The 22,877-nt window shown below is 66.1% G+C and carries 18 protein-coding genes; all 18 read left to right on the forward strand.

Annotation, left to right across the window (positions count from 1 at the left end; genetic code table 11):
- Nucleotides 1-144: 144 nt before the first annotated feature.
- The 18 genes from purD to JVX91_RS01530 all read left to right on the forward strand — a co-directional run bounded on the left by purD (nucleotide 145) and on the right by JVX91_RS01530 (nucleotide 22,825).
- The gene (purD, locus tag JVX91_RS01445; protein ID WP_205337685.1) at nucleotides 145-1,434 is read left to right on the forward strand and encodes a phosphoribosylamine--glycine ligase; all 1,290 of its coding nucleotides are present in this window, start codon (nucleotides 145-147) and stop codon (nucleotides 1,432-1,434) included.
- A 164-nt stretch (nucleotides 1,435-1,598) separates the two neighbouring features.
- Nucleotides 1,599-4,358 carry a hybrid sensor histidine kinase/response regulator gene (locus JVX91_RS01450; protein WP_275892388.1) on the forward strand — a complete coding sequence of 920 codons (2,760 nt, stop codon included), beginning with the start codon at nucleotides 1,599-1,601 and terminating at the stop codon, nucleotides 4,356-4,358.
- A 398-nt stretch (nucleotides 4,359-4,756) separates the two neighbouring features.
- Nucleotides 4,757-5,350, forward strand: coding sequence for a MarC family protein (locus tag JVX91_RS01455; protein WP_205337687.1), 594 nt, complete (start codon nucleotides 4,757-4,759; stop codon nucleotides 5,348-5,350).
- Nucleotides 5,351-5,590: 240 nt separating this feature from the next.
- Nucleotides 5,591-6,859, forward strand: coding sequence for an urea ABC transporter substrate-binding protein (gene urtA, locus JVX91_RS01460; protein ID WP_205337688.1), 1,269 nt, complete (start codon nucleotides 5,591-5,593; stop codon nucleotides 6,857-6,859).
- 157 nt (nucleotides 6,860-7,016) lie between these two features.
- Nucleotides 7,017-8,606 (forward strand): urea ABC transporter permease subunit UrtB, encoded by a 1,590-nt coding sequence (gene urtB, locus JVX91_RS01465; protein ID WP_205337689.1) that lies wholly within the window; start codon nucleotides 7,017-7,019, stop codon nucleotides 8,604-8,606.
- A complete protein-coding gene (urtC, locus tag JVX91_RS01470; protein ID WP_205337690.1) occupies nucleotides 8,603-9,682 on the forward strand; it encodes an urea ABC transporter permease subunit UrtC in 1,080 nt (359 codons plus the stop codon). The genes urtB and urtC overlap by 4 nt, the downstream gene beginning before the upstream one ends.
- The gene (gene urtD / locus JVX91_RS01475) at nucleotides 9,679-10,533 is read left to right on the forward strand and encodes an urea ABC transporter ATP-binding protein UrtD (protein WP_205337691.1); all 855 of its coding nucleotides are present in this window, start codon (nucleotides 9,679-9,681) and stop codon (nucleotides 10,531-10,533) included. Before urtC ends, urtD begins: the two co-directional genes overlap by 4 nt.
- A gap of 109 nt (nucleotides 10,534-10,642) precedes the next feature.
- Complete coding sequence (urtE, locus tag JVX91_RS01480) at nucleotides 10,643-11,341, forward strand: urea ABC transporter ATP-binding subunit UrtE (RefSeq protein WP_205337692.1); 699 nt, start codon at nucleotides 10,643-10,645, stop codon at nucleotides 11,339-11,341.
- Between the two features lie 247 nt (nucleotides 11,342-11,588).
- Nucleotides 11,589-12,041 (forward strand): GNAT family N-acetyltransferase, encoded by a 453-nt coding sequence (locus tag JVX91_RS01485; RefSeq protein ID WP_205337693.1) that lies wholly within the window; start codon nucleotides 11,589-11,591, stop codon nucleotides 12,039-12,041.
- Nucleotides 12,042-12,513: 472 nt separating this feature from the next.
- Entirely contained in the window at nucleotides 12,514-13,347 is an 834-nt protein-coding gene (locus JVX91_RS01490; protein WP_205337694.1) for an urease accessory protein UreD, read from the forward strand.
- A gap of 1 nt (nucleotide 13,348) precedes the next feature.
- Nucleotides 13,349-13,651, forward strand: a complete 303-nt coding sequence (locus tag JVX91_RS01495; RefSeq protein WP_192292874.1) for an urease subunit gamma — start codon at nucleotides 13,349-13,351, stop codon at nucleotides 13,649-13,651.
- An 82-nt stretch (nucleotides 13,652-13,733) separates the two neighbouring features.
- On the forward strand, nucleotides 13,734-14,240 hold the full coding sequence (locus tag JVX91_RS01500; protein ID WP_205337695.1) for a GNAT family N-acetyltransferase: 507 nt from the start codon (nucleotides 13,734-13,736) through the stop codon (nucleotides 14,238-14,240).
- Entirely contained in the window at nucleotides 14,237-14,542 is a 306-nt protein-coding gene (locus JVX91_RS01505) for an urease subunit beta (RefSeq protein WP_045216366.1), read from the forward strand. Before JVX91_RS01500 ends, JVX91_RS01505 begins: the two co-directional genes overlap by 4 nt.
- A gap of 128 nt (nucleotides 14,543-14,670) precedes the next feature.
- Nucleotides 14,671-16,371, forward strand: a complete 1,701-nt coding sequence (gene ureC / locus JVX91_RS01510) for an urease subunit alpha (protein WP_205337696.1) — start codon at nucleotides 14,671-14,673, stop codon at nucleotides 16,369-16,371.
- 126 nt (nucleotides 16,372-16,497) lie between these two features.
- Nucleotides 16,498-16,881, forward strand: a complete 384-nt coding sequence (locus JVX91_RS01515) for a hypothetical protein (protein WP_240201689.1) — start codon at nucleotides 16,498-16,500, stop codon at nucleotides 16,879-16,881.
- A gap of 354 nt (nucleotides 16,882-17,235) precedes the next feature.
- The gene (locus JVX91_RS01520) at nucleotides 17,236-19,878 is read left to right on the forward strand and encodes an autotransporter outer membrane beta-barrel domain-containing protein (RefSeq protein ID WP_205337698.1); all 2,643 of its coding nucleotides are present in this window, start codon (nucleotides 17,236-17,238) and stop codon (nucleotides 19,876-19,878) included.
- A gap of 170 nt (nucleotides 19,879-20,048) precedes the next feature.
- The gene (locus tag JVX91_RS01525) at nucleotides 20,049-20,666 is read left to right on the forward strand and encodes a biliverdin-producing heme oxygenase (RefSeq protein WP_205337699.1); all 618 of its coding nucleotides are present in this window, start codon (nucleotides 20,049-20,051) and stop codon (nucleotides 20,664-20,666) included.
- A complete protein-coding gene (locus tag JVX91_RS01530; RefSeq protein ID WP_205337700.1) occupies nucleotides 20,663-22,825 on the forward strand; it encodes a GAF domain-containing protein in 2,163 nt (720 codons plus the stop codon). Before JVX91_RS01525 ends, JVX91_RS01530 begins: the two co-directional genes overlap by 4 nt.
- Nucleotides 22,826-22,877 lie beyond the last annotated feature (52 nt).

The raw sequence follows: 22,877 nt of genomic DNA on the forward strand, positions 1-22,877 counted from the left end.
CTACCCGCTTCATCGCGCCCCTTGAGATCGGTTTGTGAAGAGCGGGCCGGTCATAAAGAATTCGTAGCCTGGGTCGGGCGGCGCTCCGCGAGCGAAGCGAAACCCGGGAATCCGGCAGGTCCGGAACTGTTCAGGAGAACTCCAATGAACGTACTCATCATCGGCAGCGGCGGTCGCGAGCACGCGCTGGCCTGGAAGGTCGCGCAGGATTCGCGCGTACAGAAGGTCTTCGTCGCGCCGGGCAACGCCGGCACCGCCACCGAAGCCAAGTGCGAGAACGTCGCCATCGACGTGCTGGCCCTGGAAGAGCTGGCCGACTTCGCCGCGAAGAACGTGCAGCTGACCATCGTTGGCCCCGAGGCGCCGCTGGTCAAAGGCGTGGTCGACCTGTTCCGCTCGCGCGGCCTGGACATCTTCGGCCCTACCGCGGGCGCCGCGCAGCTGGAAGGCTCCAAGGCCTTCACCAAGGACTTCCTCGCGCGCCACCAGATCCCCACCGCCGACTACCAGAACTTCACCGAAGTCGAGCCGGCGCTGGCCTACCTGAAAGAGAAAGGCGCCCCCATCGTGATCAAGGCCGACGGCCTGGCCGCGGGCAAGGGCGTGATCGTCGCCATGACCCTGGCCGAAGCCGAGGAAGCCGTGCGCGACATGCTCGCCGGCAACGCCTTCGGTGACGCCGGCTCGCGCGTGGTGATCGAAGAGTTCCTCGACGGCGAGGAAGCCAGCTTCATCGTCATGGTCGACGGCCAGAACGTGCTGCCGATGGCCACCAGCCAGGACCATAAGCGCGTCGGCGACGGCGACAGCGGCCCTAACACCGGCGGCATGGGTGCCTACTCCCCCGCTCCGGTGGTGACCGCCGACGTGCACCAGCGCGTGATGGACGAAGTGATCTACCCGACCGTGCGCGGCATGGCCGAGGAAGGCAACGTCTACACCGGTTTCCTGTATGCCGGCCTGATGATCGACAAGAGCGGCAAGCCGAAGGTCATCGAGTTCAACTGCCGCTTCGGCGACCCGGAAACCCAGCCGATCATGGTCCGCCTGGAGTCGTCCCTGGTGCTGCTGGTCGAGGCCGCCCTGGCCAAGGCGCTGGACAAGGTCGAAGCCACCTGGGACCCGCGTCCCACCGTGGGCGTGGTGATCGCCGCGGGCGGCTACCCGGGCGACTATGCCAAGGGTGACGTGATCGAAGGTCTGGACGAAGCCGCCAAGCTCGATGGCAAGGTGTTCCACGCCGGTACCGCGCTGAAGGACGGCCAGATCGTCACCGCCGGCGGCCGCGTGCTGTGCGCCACCGCCATTGGCCCGACCGTCTCTTCGGCCCAGGAACAGGCCTATCGCCTGGCCGAGAAGATCCGCTGGAACGGCAGTTTCTATCGCACCGACATCGGCTATCGCGCCATCGCCCGCGAGCGCGGCGAGGGCTGATCCGACGGCTGGAGGCGTTCCTCGTCGGGCGCCGCCAGCCTTAGAGTCCCCGCGTGCCCGGATGGATTACGGGCTTTCGCGCAGTTGGCTATAATCCGGCCACTCACTACCGAAGGGACTTCGCCGTGCGTCGGCTCTGGAATGCCACAGGACTCCTCGTCAGCTTGCTGCTGGCCGCTCTGGTCTGGGCTCCGACCTATGCGGCAAGCCAGGACTCCGGCTGGTCCCAACTCCACGACAGCGACGCCCGCCTGCAATTGCAGGATGTGATTTCCCCGCGTTACCGCACCCTCTTCAGCCCCCTCGACATCAACGACCTGCACGCCCCCGCCGGCCCCGGCGCGACCTGGCTGCATTACCGCCTACCTGCCAACGACACCCCCCAGCAACTGCGCCTGTTCGCCCCGAGCCTGGACAGTTTCGAGCTGTTCATCGTCGATGGGCAGAAAGTGCTGGAACAGAAGAGCGCCGGTAACCGCTCGCCGGTCCAGCGGCCGATGCTCAGCAGCGACCTGATCATCCCGTTGCTCACCAGCGCCGAGCCGCTGGACATCTACCTGCGGCTCGCCTCGACCCAGCCGCTGCGACCGAACATCAGCATCGAAGCCGCCGGCCAGCCGAGCAGCGATCAGCGCCCGCTGCATTTCGGCGCGCTGATCGGCTGCCTGACGATGCTGCTCCTCTACAACCTCGTGCGCTTCGCCTACACCCGCGTCGCCAGCGGCCTCTGGCTGGCCGGCGTGCACGCCACGCTGCTGCTGGCGTGCCTGACGCTGTTCGGCCTGCTCAGCCCCTGGTATGGCAACCACCAATCGTTACAGCCGCTCACCGCCCTCGCCTGCCTGGTGCTGACTCTGGTATGCGCCCTGGGCTACACGGCCAGCTTCTTCCGAGACCTCACCCCGCGCCTGCCACTCAAGCGCCTGCTGCTGGGCGGCACTGCCGCGCTGGTGGTCCTGGGCGTCGCGCTGAACCTTATCCTCGGCGTGCCCACCAGCAGCCTGGTCTATGGGCTGATCACCCTGGTGACCCTGGGCATGCTCGGCGTCGCCGTCTACTACTGGATCCACGCCTACCAGCCGGCACGCCTGTTCGCCGTCGGCATGGGCGTCTTCGTGCTGGTCTGGTGCCTGTGCCTGCCGTCGCTGCTGGGCTACGTGGCGACCCGCGCGGAGTGGCTGGGCAGCGGCCTGCTGGGCCTCTCCGCGGTGGTTGGTTTCCTGCTCAGCCTGGCCCTGGCCGAGCGCCAGCGCAAAATCCAGAACGACCAGTTCGCCGCCAGCCGCCAACGCGCCGCCAGCGTTGCCGAGCTCAAGGCCAAGGGCGACTTCCTGGCGAAGATCAGCCACGAGATCCGCACGCCCATGAACGGCGTGCTGGGCATGACCGAGCTGCTGCTCGGCACGCCGCTGTCGGCCAAGCAGCGCGACTACGTGCAGACAATCCACAGCGCGGGCAACGAGCTGCTCGCGCTGATCAACGAGATTCTCGACATCTCCAAGCTGGAGTCCGGGCAGATCGAGCTGGACGAGGTGCAGTTCGACCTCGGCGCGCTGATCGAGGACTGCCTGGCGATCTTCCGCGCCAAGGCCGAGCAGCAGAAGGTCGAGCTGATCGCCTTCACCCAGCCACAGGTACCGCGCATCGTCAGCGGCGATCCGACACGCCTGCGCCAGGCAGTGCTGAGCCTGCTGGACAATGCCTTCAAGCAGACCGTCGAGGGTGAAATCCTCCTCGTCGTCGCCCTCGACGGACCGGCCGACCGCCCGCGCCTGCGCATCGCCGTGCAGGACAGCGGCCGCCCGCTGGACGCCGCCGACCGCCAGGCGTTGCTCACCGCCGAACTGCACAGCCGCGACTTCCTCTCCGCCACGCGCATGAGCAGCCGCCTCGGCCTGATCATCGCGCGCCAGTTGATCGGCCTGATGTCCGGCGAATTCGGTATAGAGAGCGGCGACAATGGCGGCGACTCCGGCAACCTGCTGTGGCTCAGCCTGCCGCTGGACCCGCAGCAGATCGACCAGGGCGGCGCCGACCTCGACGGCCCGCTGCAGGGTGCACGCCTGCTGGTAGTGGACGACAACCAGACCTGTCGCAAGGTCGTGGTGCAGCAGTGCAGCGCCTGGGGCATGAACGTCAGCGCCGTGTCCTCGGGCAAGGAAGCGCTGGCTCAGTTGCGCACCAAGGCGCACCTGCGCGAGTACTTCGACGTGGTGCTGCTGGACCAGGACATGCCCGGCATGACCGGCATGCAACTGGCGACCAAGATCCAGGAAGACCCGAACCTCAACCACGACATCCTGCTGATCATGCTCACCGGCATCAGCAACGCGCCGAGCAAGATCATCGCCCGCAACGCCGGGATCAAGCGCATCCTGGCCAAGCCGGTGGCCGGCTATACGCTGAAGGCGACGCTGGCCGAGGAACTGTCCCGACGCGGCCCGAGTGGCGTCAGCAATTACCTCCCGCCGTCCAGCGAGCCGTCGTCGAACGTGCCGCCGAGCGACTTCCGCATCCTCGTCGCCGAGGACAACAGCATCTCCACCAAGGTCATCCGCGGCATGCTGAGCAAGCTCAACCTGCAACCGGATACCGCCAGCAACGGCGAGGAAGCCCTGGCCGCGATGAAGTCCACGCAGTACGACCTGGTGCTGATGGACTGCGAGATGCCGGTGCTCGACGGCTTCTCCGCCACCGAGCGCCTGCGCGCCTGGGAAGCCAGCGAACACCGCCCGCACACGCCGGTGGTGGCGCTCACCGCGCACATCCTCAGCGAACACAAGGAGCGCGCGCGGCTGGTCGGCATGGACGGCCACATGGCCAAGCCGGTGGAGCTGTCACAACTGCGCGAGCTGGTGGCCTACTGGGTCGGCGAACGGGATCGCCGCCTGCGCCAGCAGCAGAGCGACGCGCTGCCGTCCTGACCTCGCCCTTCCGCACGTCATATTCCTTGGCGTAGGAGCGGACTTTGTCCGCGATGTCTTCCAGCGCGCCGGGAACCTATCGCGGACAAGGTCCGCTCCTACAAGATCAAGAGCCCCGCTCCTCAGGCGGGAGAGGGGACCGTTTGGTGCAGGATGACTCTTCGGCGTCAGCCGGCACGGACCTCCCGCGAACTGCGCCGGGCTGCCAGAAAGCCTTGCAGGAGCGAGCTTGCTCGCGAACCAGAGCAGCTCCGTCGCTGCCGGGAAATCCGTTCGCGAGCAACAACGATGGCGTCCCGCTTGGCCGAGCGGGGAATTGCCCCGCCGCAATGCCGCCCACCGTCCCACCCGCTATGCTTTGCCCTGCCACGCCCTCTCAATCCGGACGAGTCGTTCCCATGCAAGTGATGTTCAGCGTGTACCTGAAGATGCTGGTGCTCTACAGCCCCTTCTTCGTGCTGTCGTGCTTCATCAGCCTGAATCGCGGTTTCGCCCCCCGCGACCGCAAGCGCATGGCCTGGCGCGTGGCCATGGCGGCGCTGATCGCCAGCGTGCTGCTGTACCTGTTCGGGCGCTACATCTTCACCCTGTTCGGTATCACCGCCGACGCCTTCCGCATCGGCGCCGGCTCCGTGCTGTTCATCTCCGCCCTGGGTATGGCGCAAGGGCGCTCGGCGGTGCAGGCGGACAACGTGCAGCAGGATGTCACCATCGTCCCGTTGACCATCCCCATTACCGTCGGCCCCGGCACCATCGGTGCGCTGCTGGTGATGGGCGTGAACCAGGACTGGGAGCACAAGCTGCTCGCCCTCGCGGCCATCGTCCTGGCCTGCGTGACGGTAGGCGTGACGCTCTACCTTTCGGACAAGATCGAGAAGATTCTCGGCGAACAGGGCCTGATGATCGTCAGCCGCCTGATGGGCCTGTTCGTCTGCGCCCTCGCCGCGCAGATCATCATGACCGGCGTGCGCGGCTACTTCCTCCCGCAGTGATGCGCACCATTGGGGAGCGCCACGCGCCAAAGCGCGTTCGGCGCACCAAAGCTGCGCACTGAAAAACCTCACCGATACGACAGAAAATCGCGTTCAGCCCATCTGCGCCGAGGCTTTTGCCTGTTTGGCACGGATGCTGCGATAGCAGCCTCGACCCGCCACCGGGTCGCATCCCTTTTTCGGGGAGGCTGCCCGCAGCGGCAACCTCCCCGCCCCTGGATAGCCAAGGAGGCTGCCGCGATGAAACGCCGTCCGCTGTTGAAAAGTACGCTGGCCGTGAGTGCCCTGCTGCTCACCGGTCTGTTCCCGTTCAGCACCCAGGCCGCCGAGACCATCAAGGTCGGCATACTGCATTCGCTGTCCGGCACCATGGCGATCTCCGAGACCTCGCTCAAGGACATGGCGCTGATGACCATCGACGAGATCAACGCCAAGGGCGGCGTCAACGGCAAGAAGCTCGAAGCGGTGGTGGTCGACCCGGCCTCCAACTGGCCGCTGTTCGCCGAGAAGGCGCGCCAGCTGCTGACCCAGGACAAGGTCGCGGTGGTCTTCGGCTGCTGGACCAGCGTGTCGCGCAAGTCCGTGCTGCCGGTGTTCGAGGAACTCAATGGCCTGCTGTTCTACCCGGTGCAGTACGAGGGTGAGGAAATGTCGCCCAACGTCTTCTACACCGGCGCCGCGCCGAACCAGCAGGCCATCCCGGCGGTGGAATACCTGATGAGCGAAGATGGCGGCGCCGCCAAGCGCTTCTTCCTGCTGGGCACCGACTACGTCTACCCGCGCACCACCAACAAGATCCTGCGCGCCTTCCTGCACAGCAAGGGCGTGGCCGACAAGGACATCCAGGAGGTCTACACGCCGTTCGGCCACAGCGACTACCAGACCATCGTCGCGGACATCAAGAAGTTCTCCGCCGGCGGCAAGACCGCGGTGATCTCCACCGTCAACGGCGACTCCAACGTGCCGTTCTACAAGGAGCTGGCCAACCAGGGCCTGGAAGCCACCGAAGTGCCGGTGGTGGCCTTCTCCGTGGGCGAGGAGGAACTGCGCGGCATCGACACCAAGCCGCTGGTGGGCAACCTCGCCGCGTGGAACTACTTCGAGTCGGTGAAGAACCCGGAGAACAGCAAGTTCGTCGCTGACTGGAAGGCCTACGCCAAGGCCAAGAACCTGCCCAACTACAGCACCGCCGTGACCAACGACCCAATGGAAGCCACCTACGTCGGCATCCACATGTGGGCGCAGGCCGTGCAGAAGGCCGGCAGCACCGACGTCGACAAGGTCCGCGAGGCCATGGGCGGGCAGACCTTCAAGGCGCCATCGGGCTTCACCCTGACCATGGACAAGACCAACCACCACCTGCACAAGCCGGTGATGATCGGCGAGATCGAGGACAACGGGCAGTTCAACGTGGTCTGGAAGACCCCCGAGCCGATCCGCGCCCAGCCGTGGAGCCCGTTCATTCCGGGCAACGACAAGAAGCCGGATTACGCGGTGCGTAGCAACTGATCCCTTGAAAGCACCCTCACCCTAGCCCTCTCCCAGAGGGAGAGGGGACCGTTCGGCGCAGGCGGGAATGCCGCGCTCCGATCCGCTCTTCCCCCTCTCCCTCCGGGAGAGGGCCGGGGTGAGGGAATCCCAGACTCCTGCGTGCCGGGATATGACGATGCCCACTGCCTTTCTCCACCGCCTGCTCCACGTCTGCGCCCTGGCGCTGACCGTGTTCTATGCGTTGCCCGCCTTCGCCGGCCCCGCGCAGGACTTTGCCAGCGCCGACAACGACAGCCGCGCAAAACTGCTCGAACAATGGGCCGCCGCGCCCGACGCCGATCGCCTGCCTCTGCTGGAAGCCATCCAGTCCGGTCGCCTCGCGCTGGACGCGCAGAACCGCGCCTTCATCCTTGGCGACGATCAGCAGTACCACGCCGCCGAAGGTGGCGCCGCGCCGGTCGGCGAACCCGACAAGCTGCGCCTGAACAACCGCCTGCGCGGCCTGGTGAACACCGCCATGGCCAGTCACCAACTGGTCGCCGACAGCGCCGAGGTGCGCCTTGAGGCCGCCCGCCAACTGCAGAAAGGCGCGCGCCCGGCCCAGCGCACGCTGCTCGAATACCGTCTCAACGAAGAATCCGACGCGGACGTGAAGGCCGCGCTGCAACTGGCCCTGGCCAACCTGCAGCTGGCCGACCCGGCGCCGGCGGTGCGTTTGTCCGCCGTGCGCCTGCTCGGCGAATCCGGCGATCCGCAGGCACGCACCCGTCTGGAAAACCTCCTCGACCCGGCCGTGGAGCCTGACGAATCGGTGCGCACCGCCGCCGCCACCAGCCTCGGCCAGGTGAAGCGCCGGCTACTGATGGGCGACCTGTTCGGCCAGGCCTTCAGCGGCCTGTCGCTGGGCTCGATCCTGCTGCTCGCTGCGCTGGGCCTGGCAATCACCTACGGCCTGCTCGGCGTGATCAACATGGCCCACGGCGAGATGCTGATGCTCGGTGCCTACTCCACCTACGTGGTGCAGTTGCTCTGCCAGCGTTACGCACCCGGCGTGCTGGAGCTGTACCCATTGTTGGCCTTGCCGGTGGCCTTCCTGGTCACCGCATGCATCGGCATGGCCCTGGAGCGCACGGTGATCCGCCACCTCTACGGCCGCCCGCTGGAGACGCTGCTCGCCACCTGGGGCATCAGCCTGGTGCAGATCCAACTGGTGCGCGTGCTGTTCGGCGCGCAGAACGTCGAGGTGGCCAACCCGGCGTGGCTGTCCGGCGGCATCCAGGTGCTGCCCAACCTCGTGCTGCCGTGGAACCGCATCGTCATCATCGGCTTCGCGCTGTTCGTGCTGGCGCTCACCTGGCTGCTGCTCAACCGCACACGGCTGGGCCTGAACGTGCGCGCCGTCACCCAGAACCGCAACATGGCCGCCTGCTGCGGCGTGCCCACCGGCCGCGTGGACATGCTCGCCTTCGGCCTCGGCTCGGGCATCGCCGGCCTCGGTGGCGTGGCGCTGTCGCAGGTCGGCAACGTCGGCCCGGACCTGGGTCAGAGCTACATCATCGATTCCTTCCTGGTGGTGGTGCTCGGCGGCGTCGGCCAGCTCGCCGGCAGCGTCCTCGCCGCCTTCGGCCTGGGCGTGGCGAACAAGATCCTCGAACCGCAGATCGGCGCGGTGCTGGGCAAGATCCTGATCCTCGCGCTGATCATCCTGTTCATCCAGAAACGTCCGCAGGGGCTCTTCGCTCTGAAAGGGAGGGTCATCGATTGAACCAGCCACTGACTGTCACGGCCGCGCAAAAGGCCGGCCCGAAACTCACCGCCGGCATCGTCGGCGCTGCGCTCGTCGCGCTGCTGATCCTGCCGCTGCTGCACCTGTTGCCGGAAAGCCACGCGCTTCACCTCTCCGCCTATGGGCTGACGCTCACCGGCAAGATCCTCTGCTACGCCATCGTCGCCCTGGCGCTGGACCTCGTCTGGGGCTACGCCGGCCTGCTGTCGCTCGGTCACGGGCTGTTCTTCGCCCTGGGCGGCTACGCCATGGGCATGTACCTGATGCGTGAGGCGGCCGGCGACCAGTTGCCCGCGTTCATGACCTTCCTCTCCTGGACGGAGCTGCCCTGGTACTGGGCCGGCACCCAGCACTTCCTCTGGGCGCTGTGCCTGGTAGTGCTGGCACCCGGACTGCTGGCCCTGGTGTTCGGCTTCTTCGCCTTCCGTTCGCGGATCAAGGGCGTGTACTTCTCGATCATGACCCAGGCGCTGACCTTCGCCGGCATGTTGCTGTTCTTCCGCAACGAAACCGGCTTTGGCGGCAACAACGGCTTCACCAACTTCCGCAGCATCCTCGGCTTTCCGATCACCGCGCCGGGTACGCGGGTGGCGCTGTTCATTGCCATCGTCGTGCTGCTGGCGGCGAGCCTGGCCATCGGCTTCGCCCTGGCGCGCAGCAAGTTCGGCCGGGTGCTCACCGCCCTGCGCGACGCGGAGAACCGCCTGATGTTCTGCGGCTACGACCCGCGCGGCTACAAGCTGTTCGTCTGGACACTCTCCGCCGTGCTCTGCGGCCTGGCCGGCGCGTTGTTCGTACCGCTGGTGGGCATCATCAACCCCAGCGAGATGTCGCCGACCAACTCCATCGAGGCCGCCGTCTGGGTCGCTCTCGGCGGGCGCGGCACGCTGATCGGCCCGCTGCTCGGCGCCGGCGTGGTGAACGGCGCGAAGAGCTGGTTCACCGTGGCCTTCCCCGAGTACTGGCTGTTCTTCCTCGGCGCCCTGTTCATCCTCGTCACCCTGTATCTGCCGCGCGGCATCCTCGGCCTGATCAAGCGGGAGAAAGAACAATGAGAGCAGTCCCCCACCTGATGCTGGAACCGGCCTACGACCCCAACCGCGATCCGGGCGCCAGCCGCGACGCCATCGGCCTCGGTTCGAGCGCCAGCGGCCAGCTGGACGTGCGCCACGGCACCATCCTCACCCTGGAAGACATCAACGTCAGCTTCGATGGCTTCAAGGCGCTGCGCGATCTGACGCTGTACATCAGCGTCGGCGAACTGCGCTGCATCATCGGCCCCAACGGCGCAGGCAAGACCACGCTGATGGACGTGATCACCGGCAAGACCCGCCCGGACAACGGCAAAGCCTTCTTCGGCGAAACCCTCGACCTCACCCGCATGAGCGAGGTGGAGATCGCCCAGGCCGGCATCGGCCGTAAGTTCCAGAAGCCCACGGTGTTCGAAGCGCTTTCGGTGTTCGAGAACCTGGAACTGGCGCAGAAGACCGACAAATCGGTGTGGGCCAGCCTCAAGGCGAAGCTTTCCGGCGAGCAGAAGGACCGCATCGAGGAAGTACTGACCACCATCCGCCTGCGCGAGTCGCGCAACCGCCCCGCCGGGCTGCTCTCCCACGGGCAGAAGCAGTTCCTGGAGATCGGCATGCTGCTGGTGCAGGAGCCGCAGCTGTTGCTGCTGGACGAACCGGTGGCGGGCATGACCGACGCCGAGACCGAGTTCACCGCCGAGCTGTTCAAGTCCCTCGCCGGCAAGCACTCGCTGATGGTGGTGGAGCACGACATGGGCTTCGTCGGTAGCATCGCCGACCACGTCAGCGTGCTGCACCAGGGGCATGTGCTAGCCGAGGGTTCGCTGGAAGAGGTGCAGGCGAACGAGCAGGTGATCGAAGTTTACCTGGGGCGTTAGACCGACGGCGGATGAAGCGTTCCGCTTCATTCGCCCTACGCCTAAGCCAACCGTATGGCGCATAACGCGCAGCGTTATCCGCCGCAGCTCGACTCCAAGGAATACGCACATGCTGCAAGTCGACAAGCTCCACCAGTACTACGGCGGCAGCCACATCCTCCGTGGCCTGTCGTTCGACGCGAAGATCGGCGAAGTAACCTGCCTGCTCGGCCGCAACGGTGTGGGCAAGACCACGCTGTTGCGCTGCCTGATGGGCCTGGTGCCGGCCAAGGAAGGCAAGGTCAGTTGGGAAGGCAAGCCGATCACTGGATTCAAGCCCCACCAGCGCGTGCATGCCGGCATCGCCTATGTGCCGCAGGGCCGGGAAATCTTTCCGCGCCTGACCGTGGAGGAGAACCTGCTGATGGGCTTGTCGCGCTTCGGCGCCAGCGAGGCCAAGGCGGTGCCCGAGCACATCTACGAGCTGTTCCCGGTACTCCGGGAAATGAAGCAGCGTCGCGGTGGCGATCTCTCCGGCGGCCAGCAGCAACAGCTGGCCATCGGCCGCGCGCTGGCCAGCAAGCCGCGCCTGCTGATCCTCGATGAACCCACCGAAGGCATCCAGCCCTCAGTGATCAAGGAGATCGGCGCGGTGATCCGCAAGCTCGCCCAGCGCGGCGACATGGCCATCCTGCTGGTGGAGCAGTTCTACGACTTCGCCGCCGAACTGGCCGACCAGTACCTGGTGATGTCGCGCGGGGAAATCGTCCAGCAGGGGCGCGGGGCGGACATGGAAGCCGAGGGCGTGCGGGGATTGGTGACCATCTGAGGCGGCGTTTCATACCGGTTCGCGAGCAAGAACGAGGCGTCCCCCTCGCTCCTACAAGAGAGCACTGTGCCTGCTCTTCGTAGGAGCGAGCTTGTGACGCACAGGGATGTGGGGAATGCCGTTATCCGTAGGGAACGAATTCGGCCTCGCGAACCCCGGCTCCCCCCGAGACGACCTGTCACTGGCGCATGACGGCGGCGAGTGGCAAGCTGCCAGGCCCCGTATTCGTTTTTTTCTGGAGTTCGTCATGCCCCTCGTCCTGCGCCCCGCCGTCAATGACGACGCCGGATTCGCCGCAGTCTGCGTGGCAGCCGCCTACGCCCAGTGGATTCCCAAGCTCGGCCGCAAGCCGGGGCCGATGCTGGACGACTATCACGCCATCATCGCCGAGGACCGCGTACTGATCGCCGAGCAGGACGGCGTGCCCGTCGGCCTGCTGGTGATGCGCGAGACCGACGAAGGCTTCCTGCTCGACAACATCGCCGTGCTGCCCGAGTGCGCGGGCCAGGGTATCGGCCGCATGCTGCTGATCCACGCCGAGGAAACCGCCGCCCAGCTGGGGTTCGATTCGCTGTACCTGTACACCAATGAGCGCATGACCGAGAACATCGAGCTGTACGCGAAGAATGGCTACCAGGAATACGCGCGCAAGGTCGAGAACGGTTTCCGCCGGGTGTACATGCGCAAGCCGCTGGGCTGAGACAAGGCTCTTGTAGGAGCAACTGTCTTCTTCCGGGAAATCCATACCCGTGCATGTCCCTCACCCCAGCCCTCTCCCAGGGGGAGAGGGGGCAGTCCGTGCCGGCTGATGCCATGGTTTCATCCTGCACCGAACGGTCCCCTCTCCCTCTTAAGGAGCGAGGTGCGCAGCCAGGGTTGGGGTGAGGGGTTCTTGATCTCGTAGGAGCGGATTCATCCGCGATCGGCCCAGCCCCGCGCGGGGACGAATCAATCGCGGACGGAGTCCGCTCCTACGCACCGTTTGAGTGCGCCCTGACTGCAGACGCACCGCAACCGCGCCGATACCTGACCGTTCGGACAATCGCCTCCGTCACCGTCAATCCCGCGCCATACCTGAGCCGCATAAAGCCAAGCAGTGACCACGCACTATCCTGGCGCATCCCGGCACGGTGCTTGCTCTGTCGTGTGCATCCTTCGTTTCGAAGCTACCCATGAACGCACCGGCCACTCTCTTCCACCCCGCCTGGCATGCCGAGCTGGAGCTTGCCTACGCCCGCATCGGCGACAGCACGCGGCCGGTCACGCGAAGGCATCTCGGCCCGTTGCGGGTGCAGAAGCACCTGTACGCGGAAGGGCCGGAGGTCTGCCAGCACATCGTGGTGCACCCGCCTGGCGGCATCGCTGGCGGCGACACGCTGAACCTCGATATCCACGCCAATCAGGACAGCTGGGCGCAACTCACCAGCCCCGGCGCGGCCAAGTGGTACCGCGCCGCATGCCCGGCGAAGCAGCACCTCGGCATCCGCGTGGCGGCAGGCGCCATGCTGGAATGGCTGCCGCAGGAAACCATCGTCTACTCCGGCGCCCAGGCCGAGCTGACCACCTGCATCGACCTCGAAGCCGACGCCCGCCTGTTCTACTGGGACATCGTCGCCCTCGGCCGACCAGCCAGCCGCGAACGCTTCGACAACGGCCACTTCGCCGCCGCCCTGGACATCCGTCGTGACGGACAACGCCTGTGGCACGAACGCCAGCGCGTGAGCGGCGGCGACCGCCTGCTCGACTCGCCCATCGGCCTGGCCGGCTACCCGGTGATGGCCACGCTGATCGCCAGCGGGCAGATCGATGCTGCGCTCATCGAAGCCTGCCGTGCCATTCCCTGCCAGGGACGCGGCAACCTCACCCAACTGCCCGGCCTGGTCGTCGCCCGCTGCCTCGCCCACGAAGCGCTGCACGCCCGCGCCTGGCTCATCGAACTCTGGCGCCGGCTGCGGCCCGCGCTGCTCGGCCGCGAGGCCGTTCCCCCCCGAATCTGGAGCACCTGAGATGGACCTGACCCCTCGCGAGAAGGACAAACTGCTGATCTTCACCGCCGGCCTGGTCGCCGAGCGCCGCCTCGCCCGCGGGGTGAAACTCAACTACCCGGAGGCCGTCGCGCTGATCTCCGCCGCGCTGCTTGAAGGCGCGCGGGATGGCCAGACGGTCGCCGACCTGATGCACTACGGCACCACGCTGCTCACCCGCGAACAGGTGATGGAAGGCGTGCCGGAAATGATCCCGGAGATCCAGGTGGAAGCCACCTTCCCGGACGGGACCAAGTTGGTCACTGTTCACCAGCCCATCGCTTGATCGCGCGCGCCCAATCGGCGCTGCGGCGACAATGGCGGATGAAGCGTTGCGCTTCATTCGCCCACCGTACAGAGGAACCGACATGCTCATCCGCGACGCCAGCCAAGCCGACCTCGGCAGTCTGCGCGACATTTACAACGACGCAGTGCTCAACACCACCGCCATCTGGAACGAGATCGCCATCGACCTGGAGAACCGCCGCGCCTGGCTGGAATTGCGCGCGCAGCAAGGCTTCCCGGTGCTGGTGGCCGAGGACGATGGCGAGGTGGTGGGTTATGCCAGCTACGGCCCGTGGCGCGCCTTCGAGGGCTTCCGCGAAACCGTGGAGCACTCGGTCTACGTGCGCGCCGACCAGCGCGGCAAAGGTCTCGGTCCGATCCTGATGCAGGCGCTGATCGAGCGCGCCCGTGCCCAGGGCCTGCACGTGATGGTCGCGGCCATCGAGAGCGGCAACGCGGCGTCTATCCGCCTGCACGAGCGCCTGGGCTTCGTCACCACCGGGCAGATGCCCCAGGTCGGCCAGAAGTTCGGCCGCTGGCTGGACCTGACCTTCATGCAACTGATCCTCGACTCACGGAGCGCTCCATGATCCCAGGCGAATACGACATCCAGCCCGGCGAGATCGAACTCAACGCCGGCCGCCGCACGCTGGGCCTGACGGTGGCCAACAGCGGCGACCGGCCGATCCAGGTCGGCTCGCATTACCACTTCTTCGAGACCAACGACGCGCTGCTGTTCGACCGCGACGCGGCTCGCGGCATGCGCCTGAACATCCCGGCCGGTACGGCGGTGCGCTTCGAGCCGGGGCAGAGTCGTGAGGTGGAGTTGGTGGAGCTCGCGGGCGAGAGAAAGGTGTACGGATTTGCCGGGCGGGTGATGGGGGCGCTCTGAAAGCCCCTCACCCCAACCCTCTCCCAGGGGGAGAGGGAGAAAAGTAGCGCGCCGATCAACCCCCTCTCCCTCCGGGAGAGGGTTGGGGTGAGGGCCGAGTCAACGCAGGGACTGACCAGGGAGCCCCGATGAAAATCAGCAGACAAGCCTACGCCGACATGTTCGGCCCCACCGTCGGCGACCGCGTGCGCCTGGCTGACACCAACCTGTGGGTCGAGGTGGAGCAGGACTTCACCGTCTACGGCGAGGAAGTGAAGTTCGGCGGCGGCAAGGTCATTCGCGACGGCATGGGCCAGGGCCAGGGCTGCGCTGCCGAGGTGGTCGACACGGTGATCACCAACGCGCTGATCATCGACCACTGGGGCATCGTCAAGGCCGACGTCGGCCTCAAGCACGGCCGCATCGCCGCCATCGGCAAGGCCGGCAACCCGGACATCCAGCCCGGCGTCAGCATCGCCCTGGGCGCCAGTACCGAAGTGATCGCCGGCGAGGGCATGATCCTCACCGCCGGTGGCATCGACACGCACATCCACTTCATCTGCCCGCAGCAGATCGAAGAGGCGCTGATGAGCGGAGTGACCACCATGATCGGCGGCGGCACCGGGCCGGCCACCGGCACCAACGCCACCACCTGCACCTCCGGCCCATGGCACATGGCGCGCATGCTCCAGGCCGCCGACGCCTTCCCGATGAACATCGGCTTCACCGGCAAGGGCAACGCCAGCCTGCCGCTGCCGCTGGAAGAGCAAGTGCACGCCGGCGCCATCGGCCTGAAGCTGCACGAGGACTGGGGCACCACCCCGGCGGCCATCGACAACTGCCTCTCCGTGGCCGACCGCCTCGACGTGCAGGTGGCGATCCACACCGACACCCTCAACGAATCCGGCTTCGTCGAAACCACCCTGGCCGCCTTCAAGGGCCGCACCATCCACACCTATCACACCGAAGGTGCCGGCGGCGGCCACGCGCCGGACATCATCAAGGCCTGCGGCTTCGCCAACGTGCTGCCCAGTTCGACCAACCCGACCCGGCCCTTCACCCGCAACACCATCGACGAGCACCTGGACATGCTCATGGTCTGCCATCACCTGGACCCGAGCATCGCCGAGGACGTGGCCTTCGCCGAGTCGCGTATTCGCCGCGAGACCATTGCCGCCGAAGACATCCTCCACGACCTTGGCGCCTTCAGCATGATCAGCTCCGACAGCCAGGCCATGGGCCGCGTCGGCGAAGTGATCACACGCACCTGGCAGACCGCCGACAAGATGAAGAAGCAGCGCGGCGCGCTGGAGGGCGACAGTGCGCGCAACGACAACTTCCGCGCCAAGCGCTACATCGCCAAGTACACCATCAACCCGGCGATCACCCACGGCGTGGCCCATGAAGTGGGCTCCATCGAAGTGGGCAAGCTGGCCGACCTGGTGCTCTGGCGCCCGGCCTTCTTCGGCGTGAAGCCGAGCCTGATCCTCAAGGGCGGTGCCATCGCCGCGAGCCTGATGGGCGACGCCAACGCCTCGATCCCGACGCCGCAGCCGGTGCATTACCGGCCGATGTTCGCCAGCTACGGTGGCAGCCGCCACGCCACCTGCCTGACCTTCATCAGCCAGGCGGCATTCGACCTCGGCGTGCACCACGAGCTGGGCCTGCGCAAGGCCATCGGCGTGGTGAAGGGTTGCCGCAACGTGCAGAAGACCGACCTGATCCACAACGCCTACCTGCCGCACATCGAAGTGGATGCGCAGAACTACCAGGTGCGTGCGGATGGTCAGTTGCTGTGGTGCGAGCCGGCTGACGTGCTGCCGATGGCACAGCGGTATTTCCTGTTCTGACAGCTCGAACTGGAAGCCTGATACGAAAGAGGGCGCGAAAAAGGATCCCTGAAGAAAAGTCGGCGACAAATCTTCCGGGATCCTTCAATTCGTCAGCAGGCGGGCATCTTTCCTGACGGCGATACGATGGCTACCCTGCGCGCCCCGGAAAAGAAGTCCGGGGTCAATTCTCAGGAGAGTCACGTGAAGATCACCCGTATCGCCGCCGCCCTGCTCGCCACCGCCGCCATCGCCGGCTGCACCGGCACCCCGATGAAAACCCAGAGCTACACCCCCGATCAGTACACCGTGATCGGCCACAGCGAGGGCAAGGCCACCGGCCTGATGCTTCTGGGCGTCATCCCGATCCAGCAGAATAACCGCTTCGTCCGCGCGCAGAACGCGGCTATCAAGGCCAAGGGCGGCGATGCGCTGATCAACACCCAGGTGCAGGAAAAGTGGTTCTGGGCCTGGGTCCTGAACGGCTATACCACCACCGTTTCCGGTGACGTGATCAAGCTGACCAAGTAAGGCCCATACGCTTTCCGGACCGGCGCGCAATGCCCGGTCCGGTCTGATCCCTTGCCATAGGTCAAGCGTTTCCCGATCCCACACCCCGACTCCCGCCGATTGAGATTCGTCTTATTCGGCCGGCTGAACACGCGCTGAACAATGAGTCCACTGAACCCGCGCTGCTGCGGGTCGGGCAGGGCTCTGAAGTCCGGAGTGCTGCCCTCCCCTTGCCTGATGCGATCAGGCGCCATCACCCGGTGCAGGAAGGATCCGCTCTTGGAAGCCCAAGCTTCCGCTCTTCAGCCAGTGAACGGCTCCTTGCGCCGGAACACGCATCCGCTCACCGAGTGTGCGGGCGCAAGGAGGACTGCAATGCGCTTCACGAAAACTCTGCTGGCGACCCATGTCGCCCTCGCCATTGCCCTGGCGGGGCAGATCGGCACGGCCAGCGCCACCTGCACAACCAGCGGTGATGGCAAGACGTACACCTGTGACGAAACCCTCTGGTGGGGCCTCGGCAGCGCCGTGGAAAGCGTCCATGTCGATACCGGCAACGCACGCGGCAGCATGGGCCCCATGGCTGGCTTCGCCATGTACGGCAACGGCTCGACCTGGAACCTCAAGGAAGCGACGCTGATGACCGGCACCACCTCGGGCCTGCTCAGTGGCTACAAGGCCGATGCCATCCAGGCCAACATCGGCACCAACAACATCTCCATCGACAAGCTGACCATCGTCACCAAGGGCTCATCGGCAGACGGCATCAACGTCACCGAGAACGCGTTCAACTCCACGGTCACTATCGGTGACAACGCCAGCATCACCACGTCCGGCATGGGCGTACGGGCCAATACCTCCAAGAATGGCGGCACCAACCGCATTCTCCTGGGAAAGGGTGCGGTGATCAGCACCAGCGGCAGTGGCAGCAACGGCAGTGACGGCAACGGCTATGCGGTCTACGCCGGTAACCGCGACAGCGAAGCATTGCTGTACAAAGGCGATGCCGAAGTCCGCATCGACGACGGCAGCACCATCAGCACCTCCGGCTCGGCAGCCCACGCCGTGTTCGCCAACCGCGGCGGCGAGATTCACCTGGGCAGCACCGACATCACCACTGGCAAGAACAACGCCTACGGCATCTATGCGCAAACGCTGGAAGACTTCAACGGCATGCGCGGCGGCAAGGTGCACCTGTATGGCGACACCAAAGTCACCGTGATCGACGGCACCCGCGCCATGGCGGCCAACGGTGCCGACTCCAGCATCGTCTCGGAGAACGCCGCGATCTACGTGATCGACAGCAGCGCGGCGGACGATCTCGCCAACCGCAAGGGAGCCGCCCTGTACGCCGAGAACCTCGGCAAGCTGGACCTGAAGATGGCCGCCGGCTCCTACCTCAACGGCACCACCAGCACCGCCACCGACGGCGTGATCGACCTGGCCATGGACGGCTCAACCAGCCGCTGGTTCATGACCGGCAACTCCAACCTGACCAACCTGAGCCTTACCGATGGCGCGCAACTGGTCTACGACCGCCACGACGAACACGGCGCCTATACCTACAAGACGCTGACCGTGGATGGCGACTTCACCGGCGGCGGTCATCTGCTGATGAATACCTACCTGGGTGACGACACCTCGGAAACCGACAAGCTGGCCATCACCGGCAACACCTCGGGTGAAACCCGCGTGACGGTCAACAACACCACCGGCCCGGGTGACGAAACGCTGGAAGGCATCCAGATGATTACCGTGGGCGGCACCTCGGCGGGCGAGTTCAAATCCGACCGCGTGACCGAGGGCGGCTACGAGTACGTGCTGCGTCGTGGCGGCAGCTTTGTCGGCTCCACTGGCTCGAACAGCGACTGGTACCTGACCTCGTACAAGCCGACCGAACCGGAAGATCCGGACCCCATCGATCCGGGTCCTGAAGATCCAGGTCCGGTCGATCCAGGCCCCGAGGATCCGGGCCCCGTCGATCCGGGTCCTGAAGACCCCGGTCCCATCGCCCCGACCCCGGAGAAACCCGCGCCGAGCGACAAGGACCGCGTGCGCCAGCCCGAGGGCGGCAGCTACACCGCCAACATCGCGGCGGCCAACACGATGTTCCTGCACCGCCTGCACGACCGCACCGGCAACCTGACCTACCTCGATCCGGATACCGGCAAGGAAGTCACCTCTATGCTGTGGATGCGCAACGTCGATGGCTCGACCCGTTGGGAAGACAGCACCGGCCAGCTGAAGACCGAGGCCAACCGCTACGTGCTGCAGATCGGCAGCGACCTGTACCGCAAGGAAACCGATAACGGCGACTGGGTACTCGGCGTGATGGCCGGCTATGCCAACGGCAACTCGACCACCAAGTCGCGCATCACCGGCTACCGCTCGCGTGGTGAGATCGATGGCTACAGCGTCGGTGTCTATGGCACCTGGTACGAGAACAAGCAGGACGAGAACGGCGCCTATGTCGATAGCTGGGTACTCTGGAACGAGTTCGACGCCGACGTGAAAGGCGACCAGCTGGCCAAGGAAAACTATGACCTCAAGGGCATCACCGCCTCCATCGAGGCCGGCAAGACCTTCGAAGTGGCGAAGACCGAAAGCGCCAGCTACTACGTGCAGCCCCAGGCGCAGGTGGTGTACATGGGCGTCAAGGCCGACAGCCATCGCGAGGCCAACGGCACCAAGGTCACCGGCAAGGGCGACGGCAACGTCATGACTCGTCTCGGCGCCCGTGCCGCCGTGCGCAGCAACCAGGCTGGCGGCTTCGCCAACACCTACGGCGTGGAGCCCTACGTGGAGACCAACTGGATCCACAACTCCAAGGACTTCGGCGCGAAGATGGGCAGCAGCAAGTTCGAGATGGACGGTGCCAGCGACATCTTCGAGGTGAAACTCGGTGCCACCAGCAAGGTGAACAGCCGGGTCAACGTCTGGGGTGAGGTCGGCAAGCAATACGGCGACAACGGCTACCGCGACCAGGCGGTGACGCTGGGACTCAAGGTCAACTTCTGACGGAGCCGAACGAAGGCCGCTCCACGGCAGTGGAGCGGCCTTTTCTATGCCCGTCACATTTCAATGGAAATACCTGACAATTCGATCAACCTTTTTCCGCCGGAACAGTCGTACAACACTACTGCTATTCTCTCCTCCTCAACGGCGAAGGTGACGTACCAATGACGGCGATGAATTCCCAGACGAACGAACGCGCCGGCATTTCGCCCGCCCTCGCCGCGCTGCGTGCCGCCACCCATGCCCTGCACGCCGATCTCGACAGCCGCTCGCCGCTCACCGCTTCGCTATCGCGCGCCGACTACCTCGAACATGCCGCCCGCGTGCTGGGCTGGATGCGTCCGCTCGAACAAGGGCTTTGGCAGGCCTGGCCGGATGCTGCGGACGCCGGGCTGCGCGGGGCAAAGTCGCAGTGGCTGGAAAGCGACCTGCTGGACGGCGGCTACGACACCGAGCGCCTGCGTGCACTGCCGGACTGCGCGGCCGCGCCGGTCGCCACTTCGCGCGCCGAAGCCTTCGGCATCGCCTACGTCGCCGAAGGCGCGACCCTCGGCGGCCGCGTGCTCTACAAGCGACTCAGGCAACCGCTGGAGCCCTTGCCACTGCGCTGGCTGCAGGGCTACGGCGACGACACCGGAGAACGCTGGGGCACCTTCCAGCGCCTGCTCGCCGAGCACGTCACCAGCCCGGAGGACATCGCCCAGGCTCAACGCGCCGCGGTGCAAGCCTTCACGTCATTCCGCGACTGGGTGCTCGACGCTCCCGAAGCACGGCGGACCGAGCGCCCATGAGCGACCAGCCCGTCACCCTCGCCAACTGCGAGGACGAACCTATCCATGAGCCCGGAGCGATCCAACCCCACGGCGCGCTGATCGCCCTGGATGAACAGGGCCAGGTGCTGGGCTTCAGCGACAATCTCGGCAGCATGCTCGGGATTACCCCGCAGCTGGGCCTGCCGTTGGCCGAAGAAGACGTCGGCGGCAACGTGCTGACCATGCTCGCCGAGGGCCTTCGCGAAACCGGCCCCTGGGTCAACAGCGTGGAGGCACGCATCGGCCGGCGCTTCTTCGACGTGATCGGACATAGTCACGAGGGTGTGCGCTACCTGGAGTTCGAACGTCGGGCCAGCGGAACCGCCTCCTTCACCACATTCGCCCTGAATGCCCAGCGCCTGGTCAGCCAGCTGCAACTGCGCAACGACGTCGAGAGCCTGCTGGTCAGCGTCACCGACGAAGTCCGCCGCATGACCGGCTACGACCGGGTCATGGCCTATCGCTTCAACGAGGATGACTCCGGCGAGGTGGTCGCCGAAGCCCGCCGCGAAGACCTGGAAAGCTACCTCGGCCAGCGTTACCCGGCCTCGGACATTCCCGCCCAGGCGCGCCGCCTGTACCTGCAGAATCCCGTGCGCCTGATCGGCGATGTGGCGTACCAGCCAGTCGCCGTGCGGCCCACGCTGAATCCGCGCAGCCGGCGGCCGTTCGACCTGAGCTTCAGCACCTTGCGCAGCGTCTCGCCGATTCACTGCGAGTACCTGACCAACATGGGGGTGCGCGCCTCGATGAGCATTTCCATCGTCGTGGCAGGGCGTCTGTGGGGATTGTTCTCCTGCCACCACATGAGCCCGAAGGTGGTGCCCTACCCGATCCGCATGTCCTTCCAGGTGTTCTCCCAGGTGTGCAGCGCCATGGTCGAACGCCTGGAGCAGAGCCGCATCAGCGAGCTGCTGCGGCAGGCCTCGGAGCGCCAGCAGGCGCTGCTGCGCCGCACCCGCGATTCCGACGATCTGCTCAGCGCGCTGACCCGCCCCGGAGGTAATGTCGCCGACCTGCTGCCGTGCGACGGCGCGGTGGTGATGCTCGGTGGCCGCGCCAGCAGCATTGGCGGTGACTTCGAGGAAATGGCCATCGCCATGGTCGCCCAGTTGCAGCAGGACGACGACATCGACCTGTTCCACAGCGATCAGCGCCTGGAGCTGCCGGGCGACCACGACCCGCGCTACTGCGGGGTCATGGCCATCCGTTTCCATCGCCAGGAGTCAGGCTGGATCGTCTGGCTACGCCTGGAGCAGGTGCACCGTATCCGCTGGGGCGGCAAGCCAGAGAAGATCATCAGCACCGGTCCGTCCGGCCCACGCCTGACGCCGCGCGGCTCGTTCGAGGCCTGGGAGGAGGTGGTGCGTGGCCGCTCCATGCCCTGGACCGGCATCGACCTGAGCATCGCCGAAAAGCTGCGCATGGAACTGGTGGAGCTGTGCCTGAACCGCGCCGGCGAAATCGACCGCATGCGCCAACGGCTCATCGCCGTGCTCGGCCACGACCTGCGCAACCCGCTGCAATCGATTTCGATGGCGGCGGCGATGCTGTCTTCCAGCGATGTGCGCAACGCCGAACTGCGCCAGCACATCACGTATTCCAGCAGCCGCATGGAAAGGCTGATCAGCCAGATCCTGGAGATGAGCCGGCTGCAGAGCGGCGGTGGAATGACCGTGGCGCCAGCGCACGCCGATCTCTCGCGGCTGGTACGCGACATCGTCCAGGAGACCGACGTGGCCTACCCCGGCCTGGCCATCGAGACGGCCATCGAGGACGACGTACAGGCCCAGGTCGACCCGGACCGCTACCTGCAGGTAGTGGCCAACCTGCTGAGCAATGCCCGCCACCACGGCCGCCCCGGCCGTCCGGTGCTGGTGGAGCTCAGCCGCCAGGGCGACCTGGCGCGGCTGAGCGTCCTCAACGAAGCCGAAGTGCTGGACGAGGCGCGCCTGGCCAGTCTCTTCCTGCCGTTCAAGCAGGACGTCGCCGGCCATGGCCGCAACAAGAGCGGGCTGGGTATCGGGCTGTACATATCCCAGGCGATCGTTGCCGCCCACGGCGGCAGGATCGAAGTGGACCAGGCCGACGGCATCATCACCTTCAGTGTCCTGGTGCCGCTGCAACCCGCTACCTGAGTGATGGCGCGCAACGAACAACGGCGCCCGAAGGCGCCGTTTCCATAGCGGC

This window comes from Pseudomonas sp. PDNC002 (assembly GCF_016919445.1).
GTDB lineage: Bacteria > Pseudomonadota > Gammaproteobacteria > Pseudomonadales > Pseudomonadaceae > Pseudomonas.